At 64.6% G+C, this 25,287-nt stretch carries 20 protein-coding genes; 14 read left to right on the plus strand and 6 right to left on the minus strand.

Annotated elements, in window-relative coordinates; translation table 11 throughout:
* The first annotated feature begins 151 nt into the window (after positions 1-151).
* Entirely contained in the window at positions 152-1,732 is a 1,581-nt protein-coding gene (locus tag BRA1417_RS0103590; protein ID WP_027514644.1) for an ATP-dependent acyl-CoA ligase, read from the plus strand.
* Positions 1,733-1,884: 152 nt separating this feature from the next.
* Here the strand turns inward: BRA1417_RS0103590 and BRA1417_RS0103595 are convergent, their stop codons facing one another.
* The 3 genes from BRA1417_RS0103595 to BRA1417_RS0103605 form a co-directional block, all read right to left on the minus strand.
* Entirely contained in the window at positions 1,885-2,979 is a 1,095-nt protein-coding gene (locus BRA1417_RS0103595) for an HD-GYP domain-containing protein (RefSeq protein ID WP_027514645.1), read from the minus strand.
* Positions 2,980-3,402: 423 nt separating this feature from the next.
* Positions 3,403-5,694: a molybdopterin cofactor-binding domain-containing protein gene (locus tag BRA1417_RS0103600; protein WP_027514646.1), complete on the minus strand. Its 2,292-nt coding sequence runs from the start codon at positions 5,692-5,694 to the stop codon at positions 3,403-3,405.
* The gene (locus BRA1417_RS0103605; protein ID WP_027514647.1) at positions 5,691-6,182 is read right to left on the minus strand and encodes a (2Fe-2S)-binding protein; all 492 of its coding nucleotides are present in this window, start codon (positions 6,180-6,182) and stop codon (positions 5,691-5,693) included. Before BRA1417_RS0103605 ends, BRA1417_RS0103600 begins: the two co-directional genes overlap by 4 nt.
* Before the next feature lie 306 nt (positions 6,183-6,488).
* Here BRA1417_RS0103605 and BRA1417_RS0103615 point away from each other — a divergent pair, with 306 nt between their 5' ends.
* The 4 genes from BRA1417_RS0103615 to BRA1417_RS0103630 all read left to right on the plus strand — a co-directional run bounded on the left by BRA1417_RS0103615 (position 6,489) and on the right by BRA1417_RS0103630 (position 9,064).
* Positions 6,489-7,253: an alpha/beta fold hydrolase gene (locus BRA1417_RS0103615; RefSeq protein WP_027514648.1), complete on the plus strand. Its 765-nt coding sequence runs from the start codon at positions 6,489-6,491 to the stop codon at positions 7,251-7,253.
* 24 nt (positions 7,254-7,277) lie between these two features.
* Positions 7,278-7,613 carry a hypothetical protein gene (locus BRA1417_RS0103620; RefSeq protein WP_027514649.1) on the plus strand — a complete coding sequence of 112 codons (336 nt, stop codon included), beginning with the start codon at positions 7,278-7,280 and terminating at the stop codon, positions 7,611-7,613.
* A gap of 158 nt (positions 7,614-7,771) precedes the next feature.
* Entirely contained in the window at positions 7,772-8,443 is a 672-nt protein-coding gene (locus BRA1417_RS0103625; protein WP_027514650.1) for a dienelactone hydrolase family protein, read from the plus strand.
* A gap of 138 nt (positions 8,444-8,581) precedes the next feature.
* Entirely contained in the window at positions 8,582-9,064 is a 483-nt protein-coding gene (locus tag BRA1417_RS0103630) for a hypothetical protein (RefSeq protein WP_027514651.1), read from the plus strand.
* Between the two features lies 1 nt (position 9,065).
* On the opposite strand, the gene BRA1417_RS0103635 is transcribed toward BRA1417_RS0103630, so the two are convergent.
* The 3 genes from BRA1417_RS0103635 to BRA1417_RS0103645 form a co-directional block, all read right to left on the minus strand.
* Positions 9,066-9,809 (minus strand): polysaccharide biosynthesis/export family protein, encoded by a 744-nt coding sequence (locus BRA1417_RS0103635; RefSeq protein ID WP_027514652.1) that lies wholly within the window; start codon positions 9,807-9,809, stop codon positions 9,066-9,068.
* A gap of 274 nt (positions 9,810-10,083) precedes the next feature.
* Positions 10,084-10,740, minus strand: a complete 657-nt coding sequence (gene msrA, locus BRA1417_RS0103640; RefSeq protein ID WP_027514653.1) for a peptide-methionine (S)-S-oxide reductase MsrA — start codon at positions 10,738-10,740, stop codon at positions 10,084-10,086.
* A gap of 174 nt (positions 10,741-10,914) precedes the next feature.
* Entirely contained in the window at positions 10,915-11,232 is a 318-nt protein-coding gene (locus BRA1417_RS0103645) for a hypothetical protein (protein ID WP_007616084.1), read from the minus strand.
* Between the two features lie 404 nt (positions 11,233-11,636).
* On the opposite strand from BRA1417_RS0103645, the gene rpsT reads away from it, so the two are divergent.
* From rpsT to murA, 9 genes are all read left to right on the plus strand, one after another.
* On the plus strand, positions 11,637-11,903 hold the full coding sequence (gene rpsT, locus BRA1417_RS0103650) for a 30S ribosomal protein S20 (protein ID WP_007598259.1): 267 nt from the start codon (positions 11,637-11,639) through the stop codon (positions 11,901-11,903).
* Between the two features lie 1,280 nt (positions 11,904-13,183).
* On the plus strand, positions 13,184-14,596 hold the full coding sequence (gene dnaA / locus BRA1417_RS0103655) for a chromosomal replication initiator protein DnaA (RefSeq protein WP_027514654.1): 1,413 nt from the start codon (positions 13,184-13,186) through the stop codon (positions 14,594-14,596).
* A gap of 280 nt (positions 14,597-14,876) precedes the next feature.
* Complete coding sequence (dnaN, locus tag BRA1417_RS0103660; RefSeq protein WP_007598262.1) at positions 14,877-15,995, plus strand: DNA polymerase III subunit beta; 1,119 nt, start codon at positions 14,877-14,879, stop codon at positions 15,993-15,995.
* A gap of 202 nt (positions 15,996-16,197) precedes the next feature.
* Positions 16,198-16,563, plus strand: coding sequence for an endonuclease domain-containing protein (locus BRA1417_RS0103665; RefSeq protein WP_027514655.1), 366 nt, complete (start codon positions 16,198-16,200; stop codon positions 16,561-16,563).
* Positions 16,564-16,651: 88 nt separating this feature from the next.
* Positions 16,652-17,788, plus strand: coding sequence for a DNA replication/repair protein RecF (recF, locus tag BRA1417_RS0103670; protein ID WP_027514656.1), 1,137 nt, complete (start codon positions 16,652-16,654; stop codon positions 17,786-17,788).
* A gap of 120 nt (positions 17,789-17,908) precedes the next feature.
* Positions 17,909-18,646, plus strand: a complete 738-nt coding sequence (locus tag BRA1417_RS0103675; RefSeq protein WP_027514657.1) for a hypothetical protein — start codon at positions 17,909-17,911, stop codon at positions 18,644-18,646.
* A 125-nt stretch (positions 18,647-18,771) separates the two neighbouring features.
* On the plus strand, positions 18,772-20,940 hold the full coding sequence (locus BRA1417_RS0103680) for a hypothetical protein (protein WP_027514658.1): 2,169 nt from the start codon (positions 18,772-18,774) through the stop codon (positions 20,938-20,940).
* 280 nt (positions 20,941-21,220) lie between these two features.
* Positions 21,221-23,656: a DNA topoisomerase (ATP-hydrolyzing) subunit B gene (gyrB, locus tag BRA1417_RS0103685; RefSeq protein ID WP_027514659.1), complete on the plus strand. Its 2,436-nt coding sequence runs from the start codon at positions 21,221-21,223 to the stop codon at positions 23,654-23,656.
* Between the two features lie 314 nt (positions 23,657-23,970).
* Positions 23,971-25,266 (plus strand): UDP-N-acetylglucosamine 1-carboxyvinyltransferase, encoded by a 1,296-nt coding sequence (gene murA, locus BRA1417_RS0103690; RefSeq protein WP_027514660.1) that lies wholly within the window; start codon positions 23,971-23,973, stop codon positions 25,264-25,266.
* Positions 25,267-25,287: the final 21 nt, after the last annotated feature.

The following is a 25,287-nucleotide window of genomic DNA, read 5'->3' on the forward strand; positions in this document are numbered from 1 at the left end:
GCGAGGAGCCCTTGCGACGCAGCAATCCAGACTGCCTCCGGGAAGGGATTCTGGATTGCTTCGCTCCGCTCGCAATGACGGCGGAGAGAGCAGGAAGACGCAATCATCAAAACGCAGCCGCCAGCAAGATGCAGGCTGCACGGGAGGACAGATGCCGAATTCACAAGCCGCCGCCGGAATCGTGGGCCCGTTCGACGGGCTCGACGTGCCCTGGCTGCTGAAGATGCGGGCCGAGGTGCGCAGCTCACATCCGTTCCTGATCTGGGCGCCGTTCGACGCGCCCGCGCGGCGCTGGAGCTATGGCGAGTTTCACGAGCGGGTCGGCGCGCTCGCGGCGGGACTGGCGAAGCGCGGCGTCAAGCCGGGCGAATATGTGCTCATTCATCTCGACAATTGCATCGAGGCACTGCTGGCCTGGTTTGCCTGTGTCGAACTCGGCGCCATCGCGGTGACCACCAACACGCGCTCGGCACCGGCCGAGCTCGACTATTTTGCCGATCATTGCGGCGCGGTCGCCGCGATCACGCAGCCGGCCTATGCCGAGATCGTCGCCCAGAACTGCCGCAACATCCGCTGGATGGCGGTGACCTCGCATGATGCGGGCGCGCCGCCCGCAAACCCGGTCTCACGCGGCGACAGCTTTGAGGAGTTGTTCGCCGACAGTGCCGACCGTCCCACGCGCCCGATCGATCCGCGCGCGCCGTGCAGCGTGCAATACACCTCGGGCACGACATCGCGCCCCAAGGCGGTGCTGTGGACCCACGCCAACGCGCTGTGGGGCGCCAAGATCAACGCCGCGCACGAGGACCTGCACGCAAGCGACGTGCATCAAGCCTATCTGCCGCTGTTCCATACCAACGCGCTGGCCTATTCGATGCTGGCGACGCTATGGGTCGGTGCCACCTGCGTGATTCAGCCGCGCTTTTCCGCCAGCCGGTTCTGGGGCGTCGCGCGCGAGCACGGCTCGACCTGGACCTCGACGATCCCGTTCTGCATGAAGGCACTGCTCGAGCAGGAGGTCCCGCGCGATCACAAGTTTCGCTTATGGGGCACCGCGATCAACGAGCCGCCGGCCTTCGCCGCCTTCGGCGTCAAGATCATAGGCTGGTGGGGCATGACCGAGACCATCACCCACGGTATCGTCGGCGAGATCGACCAGCCCAACATTCCGATGTCGATCGGCCGCGCCGCGCCGGAATATGAAATCCGCATCACCGACGATGACGGACGGCCGACCGAGGTCGGCGACACCGGCAATCTCTCGATCAAGGGCATTGTCGGCCTGTCGCTGTTCGCCGAATATCTGCACAACGAGAAAGCGACACGCGAAAGCTTCGACGAGCACGGCTTCTTTCTCACCGGTGATCGCGTGGTGCGGCTGGAGAACGGCTACATCCGCTTCGCAGACCGCAGCAAGGACATGCTCAAGGTCGGCGGCGAGAACGTCGCGGCGTCCGAGATCGAGCAGGTGATCGCACTCGTCCCCGGCGTGCGCGAGGCCGCCGTGGTGGCGAAGATGCATCCGATGCTGGACGAGGTGCCGGTCGTCTTCATTATCCCGCAGGGTGGCGTCGCCGCTGCGCGGCCTGATCTGCACGAGGCCGTGATGGCCGCCTGCCGCGCCGGCCTCGCCGACTTCAAGATGCCGCGCGAGATCCGCTTCGTCGACGACATGCCGCGCTCGACGCTGGAGAAGGTGGCGAAGGCGGAGCTGAGGAAGATGGTGGGGTAGTTAGCTCGGGCGATTACCACAACGTCGTCCTGGCGAAAGCCAGGACCCATACCGCGTGATCTATGCAATGGGCCGGATGGTCGTTGCTACAGTCTTCGCCGAACGAGCGCTCGGGGTAATGGGTCCTGGCTTTCGCCAGGACGACGCCTAAATCAGAACGACCCCAGCGCCACCGGGCGGAAGGCCTGCAACAGCTGCTGGTCCAGCTTGCCGCCCATGCCTTCCATCATCGTAAACGCGCGCGAGTGGGTGAATGGCATGCGATAGGCGCGCTTCTCCACGAGTGCCGCGTAGATGTCGACGATCGTCGTGACCCGCACGATATCGCTGATTTGGTTCGACGAGAGATTGTTGGGATAACCGGAGCCGTCGAGGAATTCGTGGTGATGCAGCACGACGTCGAGCATCTCCGGCGGGAAGCCGCCTTGGGCTGCGAGCGCGTCATAGCCGCGGCGCGGATGCTGGCGGACTTCGGCCATCTCCTCGTCGGTGAGCTTGCCGGGCTTGTCGAGCAGCGCGGATGGAACGAAGGCCTTGCCGACGTCGTGCAGCAGCGCGGCACGGGTCAGCCGGCGCTGGTCGTCCTCGCGCATGCCGAGATGCTGGGCGAAGGAGACCGCAAATCCGGTCACGAACAGGCAGTGGCGGTAGCTGCCGACATGGTGGCAGCCGACCGTGGTGAGCCACTCGCGCAGCGAGGAATGCTTGATCGCCTTCAGGATCTTGCTCTCGGCAGCGATGACGTCGTCGAAGGTCAGCGGCACCCCGAGCGGCAGCTTCTCGAACATCTTCTTCAGCACCGCATGCGCGGCCTCGACGCCGCGATTGAGCGTCTTGCCGCGATCGGTGGCGTCGTAGACGGCGGTGTCGGGGAAGGCCGCACGGATGCGCTGCAGGATGTCCTCGGGCTGAAGCGGCCGCGAGATGGTGTCGGTGGCGCCCAAGGCCCAGGCCTGCATGGTGCCGTGATGCAGGGCGTCGGCAAGCACGAACAGACGAGGCATCGCGCGATAGGCATCGCCACGCAGCTTGTTGCGCACCCGCTGCACGCTGTCGGGCGAACGCAGATTGATGTCGACCACGAGACCGGAGAGATCGCGCGAGGGCTGCTCGGGGAGCTCCTGCGTCGTCACTGTCGCGACGTCGCCGACCGCCCTGAGGATGCTGGCAAGCTCGCTGCTCTCGTCGCTCCGGTCGGAGGCGAGCAGGAGCCGGCGTTTGGCGGCTGGTTTGGCTGAGGCGTTCATGGCTTCCCCAAGAGCACGGGCGTGTTTCGGGCCAAAGCCTAAGCCGGATCAGGTTCTCCGGCCCTTAAGAGGCGTGCTCAATGGAACCCTGCGGAATCAGTGACAATTTTACGGAGTTCGCCTCTCCGGGCGGTTCCAATCAAAAACCTCGAAAACAACCCCATGCACAGTAGAATGGTCATTGATAACAAAGGGAAATTTTGGGCACGGCCCCGCCCCACCCACTGCCGTCATCGCCCGGCTTGACCGGGCGATCCAGTACTCCGAGACGGCGCGGCTAGAACCGAGAAGCCGCGGCGTACTGGATGCCCCGCTTTCGCGGAGCATGACAGCGAATATGCGGATGCGGTGTATCACGCTCAAACGAATCCGCCGGGGGCTGCCCCCCGGCGGATCAGGTCAGATCAACAATCGCAACCAGCCTTACGCCTTCATCGCGCTCTTCACGGCCTCCGCCGTGATCGGCAGGGCCCGGACGCGGGCGCCGGAGGCGTTGAAGATGGCATTGCCGATGGCGGGGGCAATCACTGTCACCGCGGGTTCGCCGACGCCGGTGGCCTTCTCGCCATTGGCGATCACGGCGATCGCGACCTCGGGCACCTGGCTCATGCGCAAGGGCGTGTAGCTGTCGAAATTGGTCTGCTCGATGCCACCGTCCTTCAGCGTCGCCTTCTCGTACATTGCCAGCGACAGGCCCCACAGCGCCGCACCCTCGACCTGGGCGCGGATGTTGTCGGGATGCACCTGCGTGCCGACGTCAGTGGCGACCGTGAGCTTCTTCACGGTCACGTTGCCCGACGGCGCGACGGCGACGTGGGCGACGCAGGCCGTCCAGCTTGCAGTCGCACGTTCCTGCGACGAGACGCAGGCCACGCCCATGCCCTCACCTGTCGGCAGCTTCCTGGTGCCGTAGCCGGCAAGGCCCATCGCGGCGAGCAGTGTGTTGCGCAGCCGCTGCGCGCCGCCGTCGTTCTTGCCGGCGCCGTCGAGCAGCGAGATGCGGAACTGGGCGGGGTCCTTGCCCGCCGCAGCCGCGATCTCGTCGATCATGCTTTCGACCGCCCAGAAGGTCCAACCCGGCGCGACCGAGCGGAGCTGGCCGGACGGCGTGGCGTTGTGCGCCATCTCGTTCTTGATCGCGCGCACATGATGGTTGGGCACGGTGTAGAAGAAGTCGGCCCCGTTCACAGTGAAGGAGTCGAGTGGACCCTTCTTGTCCACCGATGGCGTCAGGAAATCAGGGATTCCCCAGCGCGCAGTCGGCCAGGCCGAAACCACGTCGTGGCTGAGCGCGACGAGCTTGCCGTCGCCGTCCACGCCCGCCTTCACTTTTTGGTAGGTGAGCGGACGCGAGAAATCCATCGTCATGTCGTTCTCGCGCGTATAGATCACCTTCACCGGCTTGCCGATGGCCTTCGCCGCCTGCACCGCCGGAATCATCATGTCGGCATCGAGCCTGCGGCCAAAGCCGCCGCCGAGCCACATCTGATGCATGACGACGAATTTTGGATCGATCCCAGCCGCGCCCGCCGCGATCGCGCCGGAGCGCGTCGCGAACTGGTTGCCGGAATAGATGTGCAGGATCTCGCCCTTGAACTCCGCCGTGGCGTTCATTGGCTCCATCGGCGCATGGATGTTGATGCTGGTGGTGTACTCCGCCTCGAGCACCTTGGCCGCCGTGCCGAACGCCGCCGCGGGATCGCCGTCCTTGACGAAGAACTGGCCGGAATCCTCCTGCTTCTGAAGCCGCATGGCCTCGTCGAGCAGCGACTGGCTCGACACTTTCGCGTTCGGACCGCCGTCATAGGCGATCTTGAGCGCCTGCGCCGCCTTCTTGGCATTGGCATAGGTGCCGGCGACCGCGACGACCCAGCCCGAGGTCGTTCCGGTCTTGTCGTCGAGGGTGACGGCCTTGATGAAGCCCGGCACTTTCTTGGCGGCGCTGTCGTCGACCGACTTGACCGTGGCGCCGAAGCGCACCGGCGGTGTCACCACCGCGCCATAGGCCATGCCCGGAATCATCACGTCGATGCCGTATTTGGCCGTGCCATTGGTCTTGGAGGGGATGTCGAGTTGCGGCACCGACACGCCGATCATGGTGTATTGATCCGGCGTCTTCAGCTTGATCGCCTTGAGCTCGTCCGGCGTAAAAGTTTTGGTCGCCTTGCCGCTCTTGACGATGTCGGCGAACGACATCGATTTCTTCGACTTCGGATGCGAGACCATGGAGTCGCGCACCACCAGCTCGTCCTTGAAGTAAGGCGGCAGGCCCATGGCGGCTGCGGCCGCTTCCGTCAGCGCGATGCGGCCCGCGGCGCCGGCCCGGCTCATGGCCTCGAAGTTCATCATGGTCGACCAGCTTCCGCCGGTGATCTGCGCGCCGAGCACGGGATCGTTGAACTTCGGATCGTTGGAGGCAAGCTGCACGCGCATGTCGCTCCATTTGGCCCCTAACTCTTCGGCCACGATCTGCGCCATGGTGGAGGCGATGTGCTGGCCCATGTCGGCCTTGCCGCAGGTGACGGTGACGAGACCATCGGGCGCGATCGCGTACCAGACACTGGGCTCGAAGTTCTGGGGCGCCGCGAGCGCCTCACCGATGCCGGGCACGCCGGCATAACCGAGCACGAGGCCGGTGGCCGCGGTGCCGACCAGGAAGGAGCGGCGGCTGAGATCTGTGGTTTCGGCTGTGACGCTCTTGATGTGGTTATTCATGTGGGCCTCCGCTCGTTGCCGGAGGCGGATGCGGTGCGCATCTCGGTTGCGGCGCGCATGATTGCCTTCTGGATCCGCGAATAGGTCATGCAACGGCAGAGATTGCCGTCCATATGCGCCACGACCTCTTCCTTGGTCGGGTTGGGATTTTTCGCCAGCAGCGACGCGGCCTGCATGATCTGCCCGGACTGGCAGTAGCCGCATTGCGGAACCTGCTCGGCGATCCACGCCTTCTGCAAGGGATGGTCGCCCTTGGCGGCGAGGCCTTCGATCGTGGTGATCTTCTTGCCGGCGACATCGCCGACCATGGTCTGGCACGAGCGCACGGCTTCGCCGTTGACGTGCACGGTGCAGGCCCCGCAAAGCCCGGCACCGCAGCCGAACTTGGTGCCGGTCATCTGCAATTGCTCGCGGATCGCCCAGAGGAGCGGCGTGTCGTTCGCCGCATCCACGGACATACTCCGCCCGTTGATGGTGAGAGTTGGCATAGGCGTCTTCCCCTGCCGGTGCATGAAGCCGCTTACGGCGGCAACTTGTGTTGACGGACGCCCACCGGGCCGGCGCCAGCCTTGATCGCAAGAATGATCGCGTTCAGGCGCGGAGGCAAATGCAATTTGGAATCGATCGAACAAACGCGGCGCGCGTATCTTGTGCGTTGCGAGAACAGCAATCATGCAGCGACTGGACGCAACAGAGTGCACGCCAAACATGCAGGCCATCGCGGCACGGCGGTTTCCTCCGAGTAACCCGGCGCGCTAGGATGGGTGAAGAAACGAGATAACAAGAGGCATGCAATGGCTGGGATCGATCGGGACGGCGTCAAAATCTACTACGAGGTTCATGGCGAAGGCCCGCCGCTGCTGCTGACCCACGGCTACTCATCGACCTCGGCGATGTGGCATGGGCAGGTCGATGCGCTCGCGAAGGACCACAAGCTGATCCTGTGGGACATGCGCGGTCACGGCCAGTCCGACTATCCCGACGATCCCGCCGCCTACAGCGAAGCGCTCACGGTCGGCGACATGGCGGCGATCCTCGATGTGGTCGGCACTGAGCGCGCCATCATCGGCGGGCTGTCGCTCGGCGGCTACATGTCGCTGGCCTTCGCTCGCGCGCATCCAAAGCGCGTCCGCGCGCTGCTGATCATCGACACCGGCCCGGGCTTCAAGGAGGACGACGCACGCGAGGCCTGGAATGCGCGGGCGCTCGCCACTGCCGACAAGTTCGACCGCGAAGGGCTCGACGTGCTGAAGGCGGCGACGCGCGAGCGCGCCACCGCGAACCACCGCAATGCCAGGGGATTGGCGCTCGCCGCACGCGGCATGCTGACCCAGCGCGATGCGAAGGTGATCGAGCTGCTGCCGGAGATCAAGGTGCCTAGCCTGATCGTGGTCGGCGCCGACGACACGCCGTTCCTCGCCGCGTCGGACTACATGGCCGCGAAAATTCCCGGCGCGGAAAAGGTCGTGATCCCCGCCGCCGGACATGCCGTCAACATCGACCAGCCGCAGGCTTTTGTTGACGCGGTGCTGCCTTTCCTGAAGAACTTGCCGGAATAGGACGATCGGACGGGAACAGTGGCAATGAAGCGAGCGATGTTGGCTGCGGGCGCGGTGTTGCTGTCGATGTCTGCGCAAGCCGAGCAGTTCGGCGGGACACCACCCCGCGTGCCCTTCGTCGCGACCTTGTCGAACAACACGCCGCTCGCCTTCGGCATGGATGCCGGGCAGACCGCGCGGGCGCTGGGGCAACCGCTGCAATATGTGCGCGGGCGTCCCGGCAACGAGATCTATCTCGCGCTTCGCAACATCGGCGGCAGCGGACTGATCCCCTACCGTCACCGCCTGTTCCTGCAGTTCCGTCATGGCCGGCTGGCGGGATGGAAGGAGGACTATGGCGAGAACTGGATGTGGGAGTGATTGCCCCTCCTCATGGTGAGGAGGCGCGAAGCACCGTCTCGAACCATGCAGGCCCGGCTGTTGCATCTCGGCCTCTATTCTTCGAGACGCGCGCAAGAGCGCGCTCCTCAGTATGAGGAGAAAGAGTGAATTCGTGACAACCAACAAGGACAACCCGCGTGGGACAAGACATCAAGCTGACGACCTCCGACAATTTCCAGCTCAGTGCCTATCGCGCTGATCCCGCGGGCACGGCGAAGGGCGCGGTGGTGGTGATCCAGGAAATTTTCGGGGTCAACCATCACATCCGCTCGGTCTGCGATCGCCTCGCCGGGGAAGGCTATGTCGCGATCGCCCCGTCGATCTTCGACCGGACCTCGCCGGGTTTCCAGTCCGGCTACACGCCTGACGAGATCGCGGAAGCGCGCAAGTTCGTCGCCAGTCCGGATTGGGACGCGATGCTGCGCGACACCCAGGCGGCGATCGATGCGGTGAAGAGCGTCGGGCCGGTCGGCATCATCGGCTTTTGCCTGGGCGGCAGCGTCGCCTTCGTCGCGGCGACACGGCTGTCAGGCCTGAAGGCCGCGATCGGCTATTACGGCGGCGCAGTCGTGCGCTTTGCCGACGAGACACCCAAGGTGCCGACGCAGCTGCATTTTGGCGAGAAGGATGCCGGCATTCCCCTGACCGACGTCGAAACCATCAAGACGAAGCGGCCGGACGTGGAGGTCTTCGTCTATCCGGGCGCGCAGCACGGCTTTCATTGCGACGAGCGGGCGAGCTACGACAAAGCCAGCGCCGACGTCGCCTGGCCGCGCAGCATGGGATTTTTCGCGAGGCATTTGAAATAGAAGCGCGCGCGGCTGTCTTCGCTGTCATTTCGGGCTCGTGCTTCGCGCCCCGGAATGACGAGCAGGAATCGGGTGGCTGCATCCTGCCGCACGGCGATAGAGCTGGCCGATAAAGCCAACCCACGCCGGGAGATCGTGATGCAGCAAGCCAATACGAACATCGTCATCCGCAATCCGTTCGGCACCATGGACGTGCCCGCGCCTGATGATCGCGACGTCATGGATTATGCCGCAACCGCCACGCTTGCCGGCGATGCCGCCGACGTCAACGCGGCGGCGTGGGCAAAAATCGCGGCACAGTCAGACCCGCTCGACGGCATCTGGGCCAGCCGCTGGAATGGCGGCGCAGATCCGACCATTGCCGGCGATACGCCGCAAGCATGGAAAGAAGGACGCGCTGAGGTGCGGGTCACAGGCGAGCGCATCTTCCTGCGCTTCGACTGGGACCATGGCCGCCGGCACGGGCTGATCGATGTGGCGCGCGACGGCGGGGATCGCCTGGTCGGGAAATATATCAACCTGACCAATCCGGCGATCACACGGCCATGGGTTGGGCTGGTGGTCGATGCCACCAGGATCGACGGATGTTTTCCGAACGGGCGGCTGGATTTCAGAAGGTGAGCTAGAACCAGCGCTCGCCGACGAACACGGTGTCTCCGGGGCTCAAGGGGGTGCCGAGCGGCACCACAGCGCGCATGGCGCCGCCGGCTTCAGTGTGCGTGACGGTGACCACATCGCGCTTGGCGCGGGGCGAGAAGCCGCCGGCAATCGCAACGGCGCTTTCGACCGTCATGTTCGGCACATACGGATACTGGCCGGGCGCGGAGACTTCGCCGAGAATGAAGAACGGGCGATAGGCTTCGATCTCGACGGCAACCGAGGGCTCGCGGATGTAGCCGTTGCGCAGCCGCGCGGCGATCTCGCCGGCAAGGCCCGCCGGGGTACGGCCGCGTGCCGGCACGCCGCCGATCAGCGGCATCGTGATGGAGCCGCCGGCGTCGATCGCGTAGCTGTTGGTGAGACCTTCCTGGCCATAGACCACGACGCGCAGCCTGTCGCCAGCGTCGAGATGGTAGGAGGAATCGTAGCGGACCGGCGCCGCCATCGGTGCGGCATAACCGACCGGCATGGGCGCAGGCGAGGCAAAGGAATTGCTGAGTGCTGCGATGGCACCGCCGCCACTGCCGACGACGACCGGCTGCGGCGCGTTGTACGGCTGGCCATAGGCCATCGAATCGAGATCGGCGCGCGGCTGCACATACGCGACGGGACCAGCGGTTTGCATGCAGCCGCCAAGGGTCAGCGCGGCGGACGCTGCCAGGGACGCTGCCGAGATCGACCATCGAAACGCGCGTGCAACCGGCACCGGACTTATCCCTCGAAACGAGACAGCTTCAGTGATGCACCGGTTATGGTTAATAAAGCGTTGAGGGGCGTGGGTGGCGCGACGATGCGGCTACGGGCGCAGTGCGCCCCCTCTCCCGCCTGCGGGAGAGGGTTGGGGAGAGGGTGCCTCCACGACGGGACAATCCCCTCGAGGAGAGAACCCTCACCCGGCGCGCGGGACGATGCTTCGCATCGCCCGGGACGCGCCGACCTCTCCCGCAAGCGGGAGAGGTCGCACCACCTTCGCGGCTAGCTTACGCGCTCACACCGACACCGATCGGGCAGGACACGCCGGTGCCGCCCAGGCCGCAATAGCCGGCGGGATTCTTGGCCAGATATTGCTGATGATAGTCCTCGGCAAAGTAGAATTCGCCGGCGGGTGCGATCTCGGTGGTGATGGTGCCGAGACCTTTTGCAGCAAGCGCCTTCTGATAGAGCGCCTTCGATTGATCGGCCGCTGTCTTCTGCGCGTCTGAAGTGGTGTAGATCGCGCTTCGGTATTGCGTGCCGACGTCGTTGCCCTGACGCATGCCCTGCGTCGGGTTGTGGCTCTCCCAGAAGGTCTTCAACAGCTTCTCGTAAGACACCTTGTTCGGATCGAACACGACCAGCACCACTTCGGTGTGACCGGTGCGGCCCGAGCAGGTCTCTTCATAAGTCGGGTTCGGCGTGTGGCCTCCGGCATAGCCGACAGCCGTTGTGTAAACGCCCTCGCCGAGCTCCCAGAACTTGCGCTCGGCGCCCCAGAAGCAGCCGAGCCCGAACACCGCCTGCTCGAGACCGGCGGGATAAGGCGGCTGCAACTTGGCACCGTTGACGAAATGGGTGGTCGCGGTCGGAATGGCTTGCGCACGGCCGGGCAGCGCTTCCGTGGCGCTCGGCAATGCAGTGGTCTTGCGCATGAACAGCATGGACGGATCTCCAAGAACGAGCTGCCCGTCGCCTGGGACAAGCTATTGAGCCAAGGCGATGAGCCAAGCGCTCAGGCGGCGTGCTCGCGATCAGTTGGGAATATAGGTCTTTACGCGCAAAGGGGCAGCCCTGTTACGCCGCGCGCGGGTCGGTTCAAGTCGCGAATTGAAAGCTCAATCCCGGGAATAGCCGATCAGCGGCTTGCGCGGGCGGAACAGGATCATCAGGAGGATGCCGAGAATGCCGAGGACGGCGAAAACCGGCTGATCCAGCACCAGCCGGATCACCGAGGTCCAGAGCCAGGGCGCCTTGGCCTCGACCCAAGTCCGGAATGCCGTCTGGCTGGCCTGATTGATGTCGTTCCAGAACTGGCCGAAGCGGGTGAACCGAAGGGTCTGGTCGGCGACCCAGCGGGCGCCGTCATAGACCATGAAGATGAACCCGCCGGCGAGCAGCAACAGCCCAATCAGTCGGAAAAAGCCGCGGATCATGCCTCACCCTCTATAGTCGTCCGATCGGACGACCCTCGGAACGCCGCCAGCCAATACAAGGGAGACGGCAGAAATTCAACCTCTTCAGGGCGTTACAGCATTCATCCGCGCCCTGAGGGGTTGCTTTTGCAGCCCCGGAAAGCGTTGACGGTGCCAAAGACCCTCTCTATAAGGGCGCCAACTGGCGGCGGGCGCAATCCTGCCGCCGCTGTTCTTTGAGCAGATGCAGGCTCCTTGGGCTGAGAAGCTCCCTGGGCCTCAGAGACGGCCCGCAAGGCTGTCGCTCGTGTTCCAGGAACAGCCTAGCAACCGAACACCCTAATTCCGAGCGTCGATTACGCGGTCAAGCAAGCCGGCGCTACCCGACCAAGACGCGACCGGTACCCGCAAAGGACATTGAGACCATGGCCAATACCACTTCCGCCAAGAAAGCGACGCGCAAGATCGCCCGCCGCACCGCCGTCAACAAGTCGCGCCGCACCCAGATGCGCGGTGCCGTGCGTAACGTCGAAGAAGCGATCAAGACCGGCGACCGCGCCGCAGCCGTGACGGCGCTGGCGAACGCCGAGCCCGCCTTGATGCGCGCCGCGCAGCGAAACATCATTCATAAGAACAATGCCAGCCGCAAAGTCTCGCGGCTCACCGCGCAGATCGCCAAGCTCGCCAAGTAAGCTCGCAAAGTAACCTCGCGAGTGATCTAGCAGCATTCGTTCGATCGGACGATCCGGTCGCACATCGCATACGTCAAACAGCCCGGCATCACGCCGGGCTTTTTTGTTGCCTGTCATATTCACGCAAGCAGTCACGCCTCGAGCGACCTTCGATCGGAGGATTGCGACGTTTGCACCATGATGCGTCCCGTAGTTTTACCTGCGAATGGTTTTGCAACAGCGGAAACTTCCACCGCGGTGCAAAAAGTCCTTGCGAGGCGGGCTCAAGTTGAGTTCGCGGCACCTGCGAGTTCTGCACACCGTAGTTTCCCCGGATCGCGTTACGCGATGGAGTTACCCTGTCAAACGAGACTCAAAAAACGATGTCTCGCTAATCACTTATCGACATAGTGAGGCCAAGCATTTGGAAAAATCGCCAGCGCGTCGTGCGCGTGACGCTTTTGCAAAAAATTTTTGGCGGTGGCGGAGAATTGTCACATGAAACGTGGCGTCTTCGATTCTGTGCACGAATCCAAAAACTTGCTCTGAAGCCTGTGCACAAGTCCGCGTGGCGTTAACGCAGATCAAGATTTTTGATGCCTCAAGTGTGAATCAATTCCGTTGCGAGTCTTCCCGCATAGTGTATTCCTTAAGAGGTCAGCGGCGCCCACGATCTTGAGACCAGCGCGGTATCGGAAACGGGGCGAGCGTGCAAATCGGCGGCGATGTGCACGTAGGCGGCGCTTCAACAAGCGATTGTCGGATCAAAACCCACAGCAATGTGGGAACGGTAGCTCTTTGTCTGAATGTCTCCAAGCGGGATCTTTCTCTCGCGCTTAAGAGACATCTTGAAAGCTGCCCCGACAGGCATGATGGCGAGGCCGAGCGGACGAGTACACGGGCAGGCATCCGATGACGACGCGGGTGTCGTTTGGACACGCAGGACCTTGTCGTGAGCAATCACGGCAGGATGGGGAGGTATCATGTCTTACGAACTCAACGCGGTATTGAAACACATTTCGACTTCCAGCATTTCGACTTCCAGCGATGCCGTTTTAGATTCGTCGGACACCAAGCCTCCCGCGTGTCACGGAGCGCCGAGTACGCGCTGACCTCGCGACCCCTCCACCTCTAGACATTGCTGATCGGACGCGGCGTTTCCGCCGAACGGTCGAGCCATGCCTGCAGGTGAAATCGCTTGAGGTCCCGCCATTGCAAATAATCCTGGGCAGGTATTGCTGGCAGGAACTCTGCATGGCGCTCACCACGCAACCTTATCTCTCAAGAAAAGTTCTCAAATGATGACAACCCCGGAACAGGATCGCTGGTCACGCGTGAAGAGTCGGCTGCGCTCGAACGTTGGCGAAGACGTCTATACGAGCTGGTTTGCGCGCATGGATCTGGAAGGCGTCCAGGACGAGAGCGTGCGCCTGTCGGTGCCGACCCGCTTCCTGAAGAGCTGGATCCAAGCCCATTATGCCGAGCGCGTGCTGTCGTGCTGGCAGGCGGAGATGCCCGAAGTGCATCGCATCGATCTCACCGTGCGCACGGCGGTGCGCCCCGTGGTTCAGCAGAAGGAAGCGCCCGCGCCGGTCGAAACGCGCCGCTCGCCCGCTCCGGAGCTGCGCTCGACCGCGACGGCGCCGGTCTCGGCCAATCATGATGCGCTCGGCGGCTCGCCGCTCGATCCGCGCCTGACCTTCGCAAGCTTCGTCGTCGGCCGTTCCAACACGCTGGCGCATGCGGCTGCGCGTCAGGTCGCCGAGGGGCGTCGCGGCGATCCCGTCATGTTCAATCCGCTCTACATCCATGCGGGCGTCGGTCTCGGCAAGACGCATCTCTTGCAGGCGGTGACCTGGGCCGGCAATTCCGGCAACGAGCGCAAGGTGCTTTATCTCACCGCCGAGAAATTCATGTACGGCTTCGTCGCCGCGCTGAAGACGCAGACGGCGCTCGCCTTCAAGGAAGCCTTGCGCGGCATCGACGTGCTGGTGATCGACGATCTCCAGTTCCTGCAGGGCAAGTCGACCCAAGCCGAGTTCTGCCACACGTTGAACGCGCTGATCGATGCCGGCCGCCAGGTCGTGATCGCGGCCGACCGTCCGCCGTCCGATCTCGAAAGCCTCGACGACCGCGTGCGCTCGCGCCTGGCCGGCGGACTCGTGGTCGAGATGGCCTCGCTCGGCGAGGAGCTGCGACACGGTATTCTCAAGTCGCGCGTCGCAGCCGCCCGCGCCCATCATGCGACCTTCGAGGTGCCGGAGGAGGTGCTGACCTATCTGGCCCGCGCCATCACCCACAACGGCCGCGATCTCGAAGGCGCGATCAACCGCCTGCTCGCGCATTCGAAGCTCAACAACCGGCCGGTGACGCTGGAGATGGCGGAGCACGAGGTGCGCGACCTGATCCGGCCGCAGGAACCGAAGCGGATCAAGATCGAGGACATCCAGCGCGTGGTGGCGCGGCAGTATAACGTCAGCCGCTCCGACCTCCTGTCCTCGCGCCGGACCGCCAACGTGGTCCGTCCGCGCCAGGTGGCGATGTATCTCGCCAAGACGCTGACCCTGCGATCGCTCCCCGAGATCGGCCGCCGCTTCGGCGGGCGCGACCACACCACCGTGCTGCACGCGGTCCGTAAGATCGAGGCCCTGGTTTCCAAGGACACGGCGCTGTCGGACGAGGTCGAATCGCTCAAGCGCCAGCTTCAGGAATAAACGCCCGGGTCTTTCCCCTTCCCTCCCGCCGCCCCGGCCATGCCTGGGCGGCGGTCTTGGTCCAGCTGGGCGCCGGCCCCGTCTTTGCCGGTAAATCGTGGGGAACTGTCGCGCAATCCCTTGAAACGGATGACTTTACACGCCACCTTGCGCGACCCTGACGGCTTTGGTCATATCGGCTGGATGACCCGGCCTTCCGGGGATTTCGGTGCCGTGGCGCGCGTCCCGCCGCCCGGCTTTTCCAGATTTGTGTTTCCTTGGGGATCGGGCGAGTAGTGCAATGAAGGTTACGGTCGAACGCGCGCAACTCCTGAAGTCGCTGGGCCACGTCCACCGCGTGGTCGAGCGCCGCAACACGATTCCGATCCTCGGCAACGTGCTTGTTAGGGCCGAGAACGCGAAATTGTCGCTGAAGGCGACCGACCTCGATCTCGAGGTCACCGAAACGCTCGCGGCGGAAACCGCGACCGCGGGCTCCACCACCGTTCCGGCGCACATGTTCTACGACATCGTGCGCAAGCTGCCGGACGGTTCGCAGATCGTGCTCGAGGCCGACGGCGACCGCGCCGTGCTGGCGATCCGCGCCGGCCGCTCCCGCTTCACGCTGCAGACCCTACCGGAGAATGATTTTCCGGATCTCGCCGCCGGCGACATGTCGCATTCGTTCAGCCTCGCCGCCAAGGACGTCAAGCGGCTGATCGACCGCACCCAGTTCGCGATCTCCACGGAGGAGACCCGCTATTATCTCAACGGCATCTATCTGCATGCCGCGGGCTCCGCCAAGGCCGCGACCCTGCGCGGCGTCGCAACCGACGGCCACCGCCTCGCCCAGCTCGACCTGGTCCAGCCCAAGGGCGCCGAGGGCATGCCCGGCGTGATCGTGCCGCGCAAGACGGTCGGCGAGGTGCAGCGCCTGATCGAGGACAACGAGGCCGAGGTCACGATCGAGCTGTCGCAGGCCAAGATCCGCTTCACCATCGGCAATGTGGTGCTGACCTCTAAGCTGATCGACGGCACTTTCCCCGACTACGGCCGCGTGATCCCGCAGGGCAACGACAAGGAGCTCGTCGTCGACAAGAAGGATTTCGAGAACGCGGTCGACCGCGTCTCGACGATTTCCAGCGAGCGCGGGCGCGCCGTGAAACTCTCGCTGTCACCGGGCAAGCTGGTGCTGTCGGTGACCAATCCGGATTCCGGCAGCGCGACCGAAGAGCTCGAAGTCGAATACGCCTCCGACGCCCTCGATATCGGCTTCAACTCCCGCTATCTGCTCGATATCGCCGCCCAGATCGAAGGCGACGTCGCAACCCTCCGGCTCGCCGACCCGGGCTCGCCGACCCTGGTGCAAGACCGCGACGACAAGAGCGCACTCTACGTGCTGATGCCGATGCGGGTGTGAGGAGTCCTCTCGCGATACCATCGATGTGGAGACAACCCCTCACCCGGCTTCGCTGCGCGAAGCCACCCTCTCCCACAAGGGGAGAGGGTGAAGCGGCAGCTACTCTTCTCGAGACGAGCGCAATGCACCTTGCTGCGCCCTCTCCCCTTGTGGGAGAGGGCTACTCCGCTGGTAGATGCACAGTCAGTCGGGTGAGGGGTTAGTGCCGCGGGAGCCGTCCCATCGGCCGGTCCCCAAGCGTCTCCGCCAGTTCGCGAAGAACATGCGGCATGAGCCGACGGATGCGGAAGCCGCAATGTGGCGCCTGCTCAGGGATCGTCGATTATCCGCCTACAAGCTTCGCCGACAAGTTCCGTTCAAAAGCTACATTCTCGATTTCGTCTGTTTCGAAAAGCGCCTCGTGATCGAGATCGACGGCGGTCAGCATGCGGAATCGCAACGCGACGCGGCTCGGGACGCAACACTCTCCGCTGAAGGCTTTGTCATCGCGCGCTACTGGAACAATGACGTGTTGCAGCAGCCCGCTTCTGTATTGGAGGACGTCCTTGCAAAGCTCGCCCTGCGGTAACATACCCCTCACCCGTCGCCTCACTTCGTGAGGCGCCACCCTCTCCCACAAGGGGAGAGGGGACGCACCGCCCGGCACGACGAGCACAATGACCCCCTCCCGCATTCATCGCCTGACGTTGACGCATTTTCGCAATTACCGGGCGGCGGGGCTCGAGGTGAAGGCTGACATGGTGGCGCTGGTCGGGCCGAACGGAGCGGGCAAGACCAATTGCATCGAGGCGATCTCGTTCCTGTCGCCGGGACGCGGGCTGCGGCGCGCGACGCTGGACGACGTCGCCGACAACCAGGGCGACGGCTCCTGGGCGGTGTCGGCACAGGTCGAGGGCGCGCTGGGCCTTGCCACGCTCGGCACCGGCATCGATCCGCCGCACGCAGATAGCCCGGTCAGCCGGCGCTGCCGCATCGATCGCGAACCGGTCAATTCGGCGGCGGCGTTCGGCGACCACATCCGCATGGTGTGGCTGACGCCGGCGATGGACGGGCTGTTCATGGGAGCGGCGTCCGAGCGCCGGCGCTTCTTCGACCGCCTGGTGCTTGCCATCGACAGCGACCATTCCAGCCGCATCTCCGCGCTCGAACGTTCGCTGCGTTCGCGCAACCGCCTGCTCGAGACCCGCAATTACGACGACCATTGGTGTGACGCGATCGAGCGCGAGACCGCGGAGCTTGCGGTCGCGGTCGCCGCGACCAGGGGCCAGACCGCGGCGCGGCTGACCGGCATGCTGAATGCACGTGCGCAGGCCTCCGCCTTCCCCTCGGCGCAGATCGCGCTCGACGGCTGGATGGAGAATGCGCTGCTCCAGGAGACCGCGACGTCGGTCGAGGACCGCTACCGCCAGATCCTGCGCGACAACCGTCCGCGTGACGCCATCGCCGGCCGCACCACGGACGGTCCGCATCTCACCGATCTGCAGGTGATCTACGCGCCCAAAAGCATGCCGGCGCGCGATGCCTCGACCGGCGAGCAGAAGGCGTTGCTGATCGGGCTGGTGCTGGCGCATGCGAGCCTGGTCGCCGAGATGACCGGCATCGTGCCACTGCTGTTGCTCGACGAGGTCGTCGCGCATCTCGATCCCGGCCGGCGCGCGGCGCTGTTCGACGAGCTGCGCAAGCTTGGCGCGCAGGTGTGGCTGACCGGCGCAGACCCCGCCGCCTTCGCCGAGATCGGCGCCGGGGGCGAGATCTTTGACGTCGAAAGCGGACAGGTATCGGCCCGGCGCTAGTCGCCGCCGTTGAACCAGCCCCATTTCTGCCGCGACTAGTTGCCGGAGGCAGCGCCGACGGCGTCGCAGCCGTTTTTGCAATCGCGCAATGACATCACGCGCGAACCCCTGGAGAGTGAGATGCGGACGGCAAGGTCCGGGGCGCGAGTCCCGGCACGATGGCGGGCGTTTGCGTGCGGCCTCGTCTTGCTCGCGACGTGCATGCTCGCGGCAAGCGCCGGCGCCTGGATGCCGCAGCCGCTGTTTTCGGCCGATCTCACGCCGGACCCCGATGCCAGGCTGCCCGCACCGACCCGCTACAGCTTTCGAGGAATCCACACCACCCTGATGCGGGGCGTCGAAGCGCCGCTTCGCGTCAAGCTCGAAGCCACCGTGCCCGCCGAGCTCGGCGACGTCCTCGCTTTCTACCGCAAGGAACTCGGAAAGCTCGGCTGGCAGGAGCAGCACGATGGCGCCGTCGTCTCCGTCGATCACGTCCAGCTCGCGTTCGCATCTCCGCTCGGGCCGGCCATGCTGGAGCTCGGCCGCAAGGACAGCAGCACCTTGGTTCATCTCGTGCAGAAGAACTCGGATACTGCAACCCGGGCCAACGTCATGCCCGAACCGGGCCAGGCGAAGCTGGTGTTCAGCAATATCGGCGAGACGGAAGCCGTGCTCGGGATCGACGCGCGGATCATCAAGCGCGCCGCCGGCGCTAACGCTGTCTCGCTGGATCTGGCGCCCGGCAAATATGCCTACGAACTGAGCGTGCCCGGCCGTCCGGCCCACACTGACATCCTTAACCTCGCGGCCGGCGACGCCTGGGAGCTCACCGTCGGGCGCGACGGCGAGGCATGGTCGCCGCTCCAACTGTATTGACTAGTTCGGGATATTTGAACCTCCCCGGTTCCTGCCGCGACTTCTGGTCTGAGGCCCGCCGACGGTGTTGCAGCCGTTGTAATCGCGCGCGCCAAAGCGCCGCGCGGCATCCTGGAGAACTAACGATGGCGATGACCCCGCGCGGGACGCAAATCCCGGCACGATGGCGGCTGCTTGCATGCGGTCTCTTCCTGATGGCGAGCTGCTCGATCGCGGCCGGCGCCGATGAGGGTGTCGTCGACGTCCACGCGCTGCCGCAGCTCGAAGGTGCGGTGGAAGACATTTCGCGCCCCGATCCCTATCGCGTCGAATATCGCGTACCGACGCGGCAGGCGGTGACACCGCCCGCGGTCCAAAAGCTCCTGAGCGACAACGGCTGGGTGCCCTATGTGATGCCGCTTGAGGAGAAAAGCACCCTGCTGAAGTTTAGGAAGGGACGACAGGGCCTTTCCGTTCATTTCACGCAGGCGCCCGGCCGGCCCGACCAGTCCGTGGTTTATTACACGACCGACCGGATCTACGGGAACGTGCCGTTTCCGGAAGGCGCAAGCGACATCGTGTTCGACGGGACGAGGCCCTATCTCGGCTGCGTCTCGCCGACGCCGCTCGATGCAACGTCGGATTTTTATGCCAGCCAGATGGCTGCGATTGGCTGGCAGAAGCTCACGCCGGAAACCGCCGCACGCTGGACCACCAGCCTGAATGAAACCGTTCCCAACGGCGTGCGCGCGTTCTACGCGCACGCCGATAGCAAGGAGACCGGCTTCTATCAGCAGAAGCCTGTGATGCTGACGCTGACGCGCCGCGACGATGGCCGCACCAATATCGATATTCGGGTCGCGCCCTTCGCGCTGCCCAGCGAGCTCAAAGCCGATAGCGATCTGGCCGGCCTGCCGCGGCCAAGCCCGACCAAGACGGCCAGGGGTCTCGGCGGCGAGAGCGACAACAAGCGCGAAATGTCGGCGGCCGCGATGGCCGAGCTGCCCGCCGTGCTCGCCTTCTATCACCGCGAGCTCGCCGCGCGTGGCTGGCGGGAGGACGGCAGCGCGCCGCTCGCGCCCGGCGACGAGGTCGCGATCAAGATCTCTTCGGCGGAGGAAACCGGCATGCTGCGGCTCGGCCGCAAATATGATTTCACCATGGTCAGCCTGACGGCGCAGGTGAAGGACTCCGCGCTTGCCGCCCGCGCGAAGGCGAAGAAGGAGGCCGACGACAAGTTCCTTGGGGATGCGTTAGGTGCGGCCAAGCAGCTCATCACCGCCGACGAAGCAAGGCGCAAGGTGCAGGCGGCCGCATTGTCCGACGCGCCGCTGAATGCGCTGGCCGACAGCAAGACGCCGGTGCCGCTGCCTGAAAACGCCGAAGGCGTGAAGTTCGAGGGCGACGACGGCCAGCTCGAATTCTCCTCGACATCGAGCGTGAAGGCGCTCACCGCGTTCTATCGCGCATCGCTCAAGCCGGCGGGCTGGAAGGAGCAGCCCTCCGTCATCAATCAGCCGAACATGGCGGTGATGGAGTTCGCAAAGAACGGCAAGTCGATCTCGATGACCGTGATGCAGATGGGGCCGAAGGTAAACGTTAGCGCCAACGGCTCCGGTCTTGTTATCGCCGCGGCGAAGCCCGTCGAGGCCAAATCAACCCAAGCCAAGGCGGTCCAGACCAAATCGAAGGAGCCGCTCACGCCCGATCCCGATTCCGCCCTGCCGGTGCCGACACAGCACAGCTCGACCGGATTAAGCTCCACCAAATTCCCCGGCAGCGACCAGTCGTTCCGGACCGAGCTCGAAGCCAGCATCCCCGCCGAGCTTGGCGAGGTCCTCGCCTTCTATCGCGCGGAGCTGACCAAGCGGGGCTGGCAGGAGAAGGCCGACGGCGCGACTGTGACCGCCGAGAAGGCGGAGCTCGCGTTCACCTCGCCGGAGGGACCGGCCGTGCTGAAGCTCGGCCGCGCCAGGGACGAGACCACTGTCAGCCTGATGCAGCGGAATCCGCAGGCCGCAGCCAAGGCTGACATCATGCCGAAGGCGGGACAGGCGAGGCTGATGCTCGGCAATATGGGACCAAAGGAAGCATCGCTGACGATCAACAATCAAACCGTGAAGATCGCGGCCGGCGCCGGCGGTCCGCAATCGCCGAAAGGGCCGATGCTCGATCTACCGCCCGGCAAGTACCAGTACGCGCTGCGTCTGCCGGGACGCCCTGCTCGCACCGAGACCCTCACCGTGGCCGCCGGCGATGCCTGGGGCCTCCTGGTGGGGCCAAGCGGAGACGTGCTGCCGCTTCAGATGTATTGAGCTGCAAGGCCGTTCCGGGGCGTTCCAGGCGCCCCGGAACGCCCCTCCTCCCCGCAAAATCCACGCCTTCCAGAGCCCGAAACGGCGTCTCGAATCGCGCTTTTTCCAAGCCGCCGAATCGGCCTTCGAAGGCCTTGAAAATCGGCCGAAAAATCCCATCTTATCAAAGACTTGCAGGGAGATACTTTGCGCTAGGCGCAATCCGTCTTTCATGGCACAAATAGCCCGCATATCAGCGCCTTTTGCGCGGCTGATTCGGGCGACATCTCGAAGGCCTCTCATGACAGAACCTGCTCGGCAGACGCCTGCCGAAAACGAACCCTCAAATCCGAGCGATTACGGGGCGGAATCGATCCGCGTGCTCAAGGGTCTCGACGCCGTCCGCAAGCGCCCCGGCATGTATATCGGCGACACCGATGACGGCTCGGGCCTGCATCACATGGTCTACGAGGTCGTCGACAACGCGATCGACGAAGCGCTCGCGGGCCATGCCACCCGCGTCGACGTCGTGCTCAATGCCGACAATTCCGTCACCGTGCGCGACGACGGCCGCGGCATTCCGGTCGACATCCATAAGGGCGAAGGTATCTCGGCGGCCGAAGTCATCATGACCCAGCTCCATGCCGGCGGTAAGTTCGACCAGAATTCCTACAAGGTTTCCGGCGGCCTGCACGGCGTCGGCGTCTCCGTCGTCAACGCGCTGTCGAGCAAGCTCGGCTTGCGCATCTGGCGCGACAACAAGGAACACTACATCGAATTCGCCCATGGCGATGCGGTCGCGCCGCTCAAGGTGGTCGGCGATGCGCCCGGCAGGCGCGGCACCGAGGTGACGTTCCAGGCCTCGACGGAAACCTTCAAGAACATCGAGTATGATTTCGCCACGCTGGAGCACCGGCTGCGCGAGCTCGCCTTCCTCAATTCCGGCGTCAACATCGCCCTCTCCGACATGCGTCACGCGGTCGAGAAGCGCGAGGAGATGCATTATTCCGGCGGCGTCGAGGAATTCGTCAAATATCTCGACCGCAACAAGAAGGCGATCGTGCCGGCGCCGATCATGGTGCGCGCCGAAGCCAACGGCATCGGCGTCGAGGCCGCGTTGTGGTGGAACGACAGCTACCACGAGAACGTGCTGTGCTTCACCAACAACATCCCGCAGCGCGACGGCGGCACCCATCTCGCCGGTTTCCGCGGCGCGCTGACGCGCCAGGTCAACGGCTATGCCGAGGCCAATGCGAAAAAGGAAAAGATCGCGCTCACCGGTGATGATTGCCGCGAGGGCCTCACCGCCGTTCTCTCGGTGAAGGTACCCGATCCCAAATTCTCGTCGCAGACCAAGGACAAGCTGGTGTCCTCGGAAGTGCGCCCCGTGGTCGAGAACGTGCTCAACGAGGCGCTGCAGGCCTGGTTCGAGGAGCATCCGTCCGAAGCCAAGATGATCGTCGGCAAGGTGATCCAGGCGGCAGCTGCCCGCGAAGCCGCGCGAAAAGCGCGCGAGCTGACGCGCAAGAGCCCGCTCTCGGTCTCCTCGCTGCCCGGCAAGCTCGCCGACTGCCAGGAAAAGGATCCGGCCAAGTCCGAGCTCTTCATCGTCGAGGGTGACTCGGCAGGCGGCAGCGCCAAGCAGGGCCGCAACCGCGAATTCCAGGCCGTGCTGCCGCTGCGCGGCAAGATCCTCAATGTCGAACGCGTACGTCCCGACAAGATGCTGGGCAGCGAGCAGATCGGCACGCTGATCACCGCGCTCGGAACGAGCATCGGCGACGAATTCTCGATCGAGAAGCTGCGCTATCACAAGATCATCGTGATGACGGACGCCGACGTCGACGGCGCTCACATCCGCACGCTGCTGCTGACTTTCTTCTACCGGCAGATGCGCGAGATCATCGACGGCGGCTATCTCTACATCGCCCAGCCGCCGCTCTATAAGGTCAACCGCGGCAAGTCCGAGCAATATCTGAAGGACGAGCGGGCGCTGGAAGATTATCTGATCGATACCGGACTGGACGACTGCGTCTATATCCCCGGCACCGGCGGCGATCGTACCGGCCGCGACCTGCGCTCGCTGGTCGACGACGCCCGCGCCGTCCGCGGCATCCTGCGCAGCCTGCACACCCGCTACAATCGCAAGGTGATCGAGCAGGCCGCCATCACCGGTGTCCTCAATAAGGCGATCTACGGCGATCCGGAGAAGGCCGCCGCGGCCGCGCAATACATCGCCGCCCGCCTCGACACGCTCGCCGACGAGGTCGAGCGCGGCTGGATCGGCCAATACGTGGAAGGCCAGGGTTTCCAGTTCGAGCGCACCGTGCGCGGCGTCAAGGAAGCCGCCCTCATCGATGACGCGTTCCTGGGCTCGGTCGAAGCCCGCAAGCTCGACGAGTACACGGTGAAGCTCCAGGACGTTTATGCCCGCCCCGGCAAGCTGCGGCGCAAGGACACCGAGCACATGGTCTACGGCCCGGTCGATCTGTTCGAAGCCGTCACCGACGCCGGCCGCAAGGGCGTCTCGCTGCAGCGCTACAAAGGGCTGGGCGAGATGAATCCGGAGCAGCTCTGGCAGACGACGCTGGACGTCAATGCACGATCACTGCTCCAGGTGAAGGTCAAGGAGGTCGACGAGGCCGACGACATCTTCACCAAGCTGATGGGCGACGTGGTCGAGCCGCGCCGCGACTTCATCCAGGAACATTCGCTGAGCGCGACGATCGACATCTAAGGGCCGTTGGCTTTGGATCTCGAACTGCTGGCCAAGCGCTCGCTGCAACCTCTCCCGCTTGCGGGGGAGGTCGGCGCGAGGCGCCGGGTGGGGGCTTTCTCCTCGCCGGGATACGTTCCGTAAACTTCGACAATCCCATCGCGGAAGCACCCCCTCCCCAGCCCTCCCCCGCAAGCGGGAGAGGGAGCGCACCTGTATCGGGGCTGCGACGCGAAATCGAGCCGCAACAAGTGCAGAATTGCTCCCACGGTCAATTCTCGGTAGTTTCCGCCTCGAAAACCCGCCCCCCACTCAACACGATAGCGAGAGACCCCGTGACGCCCATCCAGTACATTGTCGAGGGCGGTCACCGGCTCTCGGGCTCGATCGAGCCGTCCGGCAACAAGAATGCGGCCCTGCCGATCATCGCGGCAGCCCTGCTCACCGAGCATCCGGTGACCTTGGAAAACGTGCCGCGGATCCGCGACACCGAGACGCTGGTCGAGCTGATCCGCTCGGTCGGCGCGGCGGCGGAATGGACCGCCCGCAACACGCTTCATATTCACGCCAAGAGCATCCGCGCCGCAGATCTCGATCCGGAGCTATGCGTGCGCATCCGCGCCTCGATCCTGCTCGCGGGCCCCCTGCTCGCCCGCTGCGGCGAAGTGATGCTGCCGCCGCCCGGCGGCGACGTCATCGGCCGCCGAAGGCTCGACACGCATGTGCTCGCGCTCGAGCAATTGGGAGCCAAGGTCACCGCGACCGACCGGCTCGAATTCCGCGCTTCGAAACTGACCGGCGCCGACGTGTTCCTGGACGAGCCCAGCGTGACCGCGACCGAGAACGCGCTGGTCGCAGCCGTCGCCGCCGAAGGCACCACCTATTTGCGCAACGCCGCGTCCGAGCCGCATGTGCAGGACCTCGCCAACTTCCTGGTCGCGCTCGGCGCTGGGATAGAGGGCATCGGCACCAACACCATGATCGTGCACGGTCCGGCGACGCTGGGCGGTACGACCTACCGGATCCAGCCCGACCATATCGAGGTCGGCTCGCTGATCGGGCTTGCGGCCGTGACGCGTTCGCCGCTTCGCATCGCGCGCGCGGGCGTCGAGCATCTGCGCTCGATCCGGATGGGGTTCGAGCGGCTCGGCATCGTCTGCCGCATCGAGGGCGACGATCTCATCGTGCCATCGAACCAGACGCTGAAGATCCAGGACGATTTTGGCGGCCACGTGCCGAAGCTGGAAGACCAGCCCTGGCCGGCCTTCCCCGCCGATCTGATGTCGATCGCGATCGTCACCGCCACGCAATGCGAGGGCGTGATCCTGATGTTCGAAAAAATGTTCGAATCGCGGATGTTCTTCGTCGACAAGCTGATCGCGATGGGCGCGCGCATCGTGCTGTGCGACCCGCATCGCGCCATCATCGCCGGTCCAAGCCGGCTGCACGGCGCGACGATGACCTCACCCGACATTCGCGCCGGAATGGCCATGTTGCTCGCGGCCGTCTGCGCCGAGGGCACCTCCACGATCAACAACGCCGACCAGATCGAGCGCGGCTACGAGCGCATCGACGAACGGCTGAATGCGCTCGGCGCGAAGATCAGGCGCGTGCCTGAACGAAAGGGCTGAGGCGGTCGCTTTCACCTCGCC

The sequence above is a fragment of the Bradyrhizobium sp. WSM1417 genome (assembly GCF_000515415.1).
Classification (GTDB): Bacteria; Pseudomonadota; Alphaproteobacteria; order Rhizobiales; family Xanthobacteraceae; genus Bradyrhizobium.

Bases quoted from the DNA above. Each gene is read 5' to 3' on its own strand.
- BRA1417_RS0103590 (WP_027514644.1), top strand. From the start codon at position 152: ATGCCGAATTCACAAGCCGCCGCCGGAATCGTGGGCCCGTTCGACGGG.
- BRA1417_RS0103595 (WP_027514645.1), bottom strand. From the start codon at position 2,979: ATGAACGCCTCAGCCAAACCAGCCGCCAAACGCCGGCTCCTGCTCGCC.
- BRA1417_RS0103600 (WP_027514646.1), bottom strand. From the start codon at position 5,694: ATGAATAACCACATCAAGAGCGTCACAGCCGAAACCACAGATCTCAGC.
- BRA1417_RS0103605 (WP_027514647.1), bottom strand. From the start codon at position 6,182: ATGCCAACTCTCACCATCAACGGGCGGAGTATGTCCGTGGATGCGGCG.
- BRA1417_RS0103615 (WP_027514648.1), top strand. From the start codon at position 6,489: ATGGCTGGGATCGATCGGGACGGCGTCAAAATCTACTACGAGGTTCAT.
- BRA1417_RS0103620 (WP_027514649.1), top strand. From the start codon at position 7,278: ATGAAGCGAGCGATGTTGGCTGCGGGCGCGGTGTTGCTGTCGATGTCT.
- BRA1417_RS0103630 (WP_027514651.1), top strand. From the start codon at position 8,582: ATGCAGCAAGCCAATACGAACATCGTCATCCGCAATCCGTTCGGCACC.
- msrA (WP_027514653.1), bottom strand. From the start codon at position 10,740: ATGCTGTTCATGCGCAAGACCACTGCATTGCCGAGCGCCACGGAAGCG.
- BRA1417_RS0103645 (WP_007616084.1), bottom strand. From the start codon at position 11,232: ATGATCCGCGGCTTTTTCCGACTGATTGGGCTGTTGCTGCTCGCCGGC.
- rpsT (WP_007598259.1), top strand. From the start codon at position 11,637: ATGGCCAATACCACTTCCGCCAAGAAAGCGACGCGCAAGATCGCCCGC.
- dnaA (WP_027514654.1), top strand. From the start codon at position 13,184: ATGACAACCCCGGAACAGGATCGCTGGTCACGCGTGAAGAGTCGGCTG.
- dnaN (WP_007598262.1), top strand. From the start codon at position 14,877: ATGAAGGTTACGGTCGAACGCGCGCAACTCCTGAAGTCGCTGGGCCAC.
- recF (WP_027514656.1), top strand. From the start codon at position 16,652: ATGACCCCCTCCCGCATTCATCGCCTGACGTTGACGCATTTTCGCAAT.
- BRA1417_RS0103675 (WP_027514657.1), top strand. From the start codon at position 17,909: ATGCGGACGGCAAGGTCCGGGGCGCGAGTCCCGGCACGATGGCGGGCG.
- BRA1417_RS0103680 (WP_027514658.1), top strand. From the start codon at position 18,772: ATGGCGATGACCCCGCGCGGGACGCAAATCCCGGCACGATGGCGGCTG.
- gyrB (WP_027514659.1), top strand. From the start codon at position 21,221: ATGACAGAACCTGCTCGGCAGACGCCTGCCGAAAACGAACCCTCAAAT.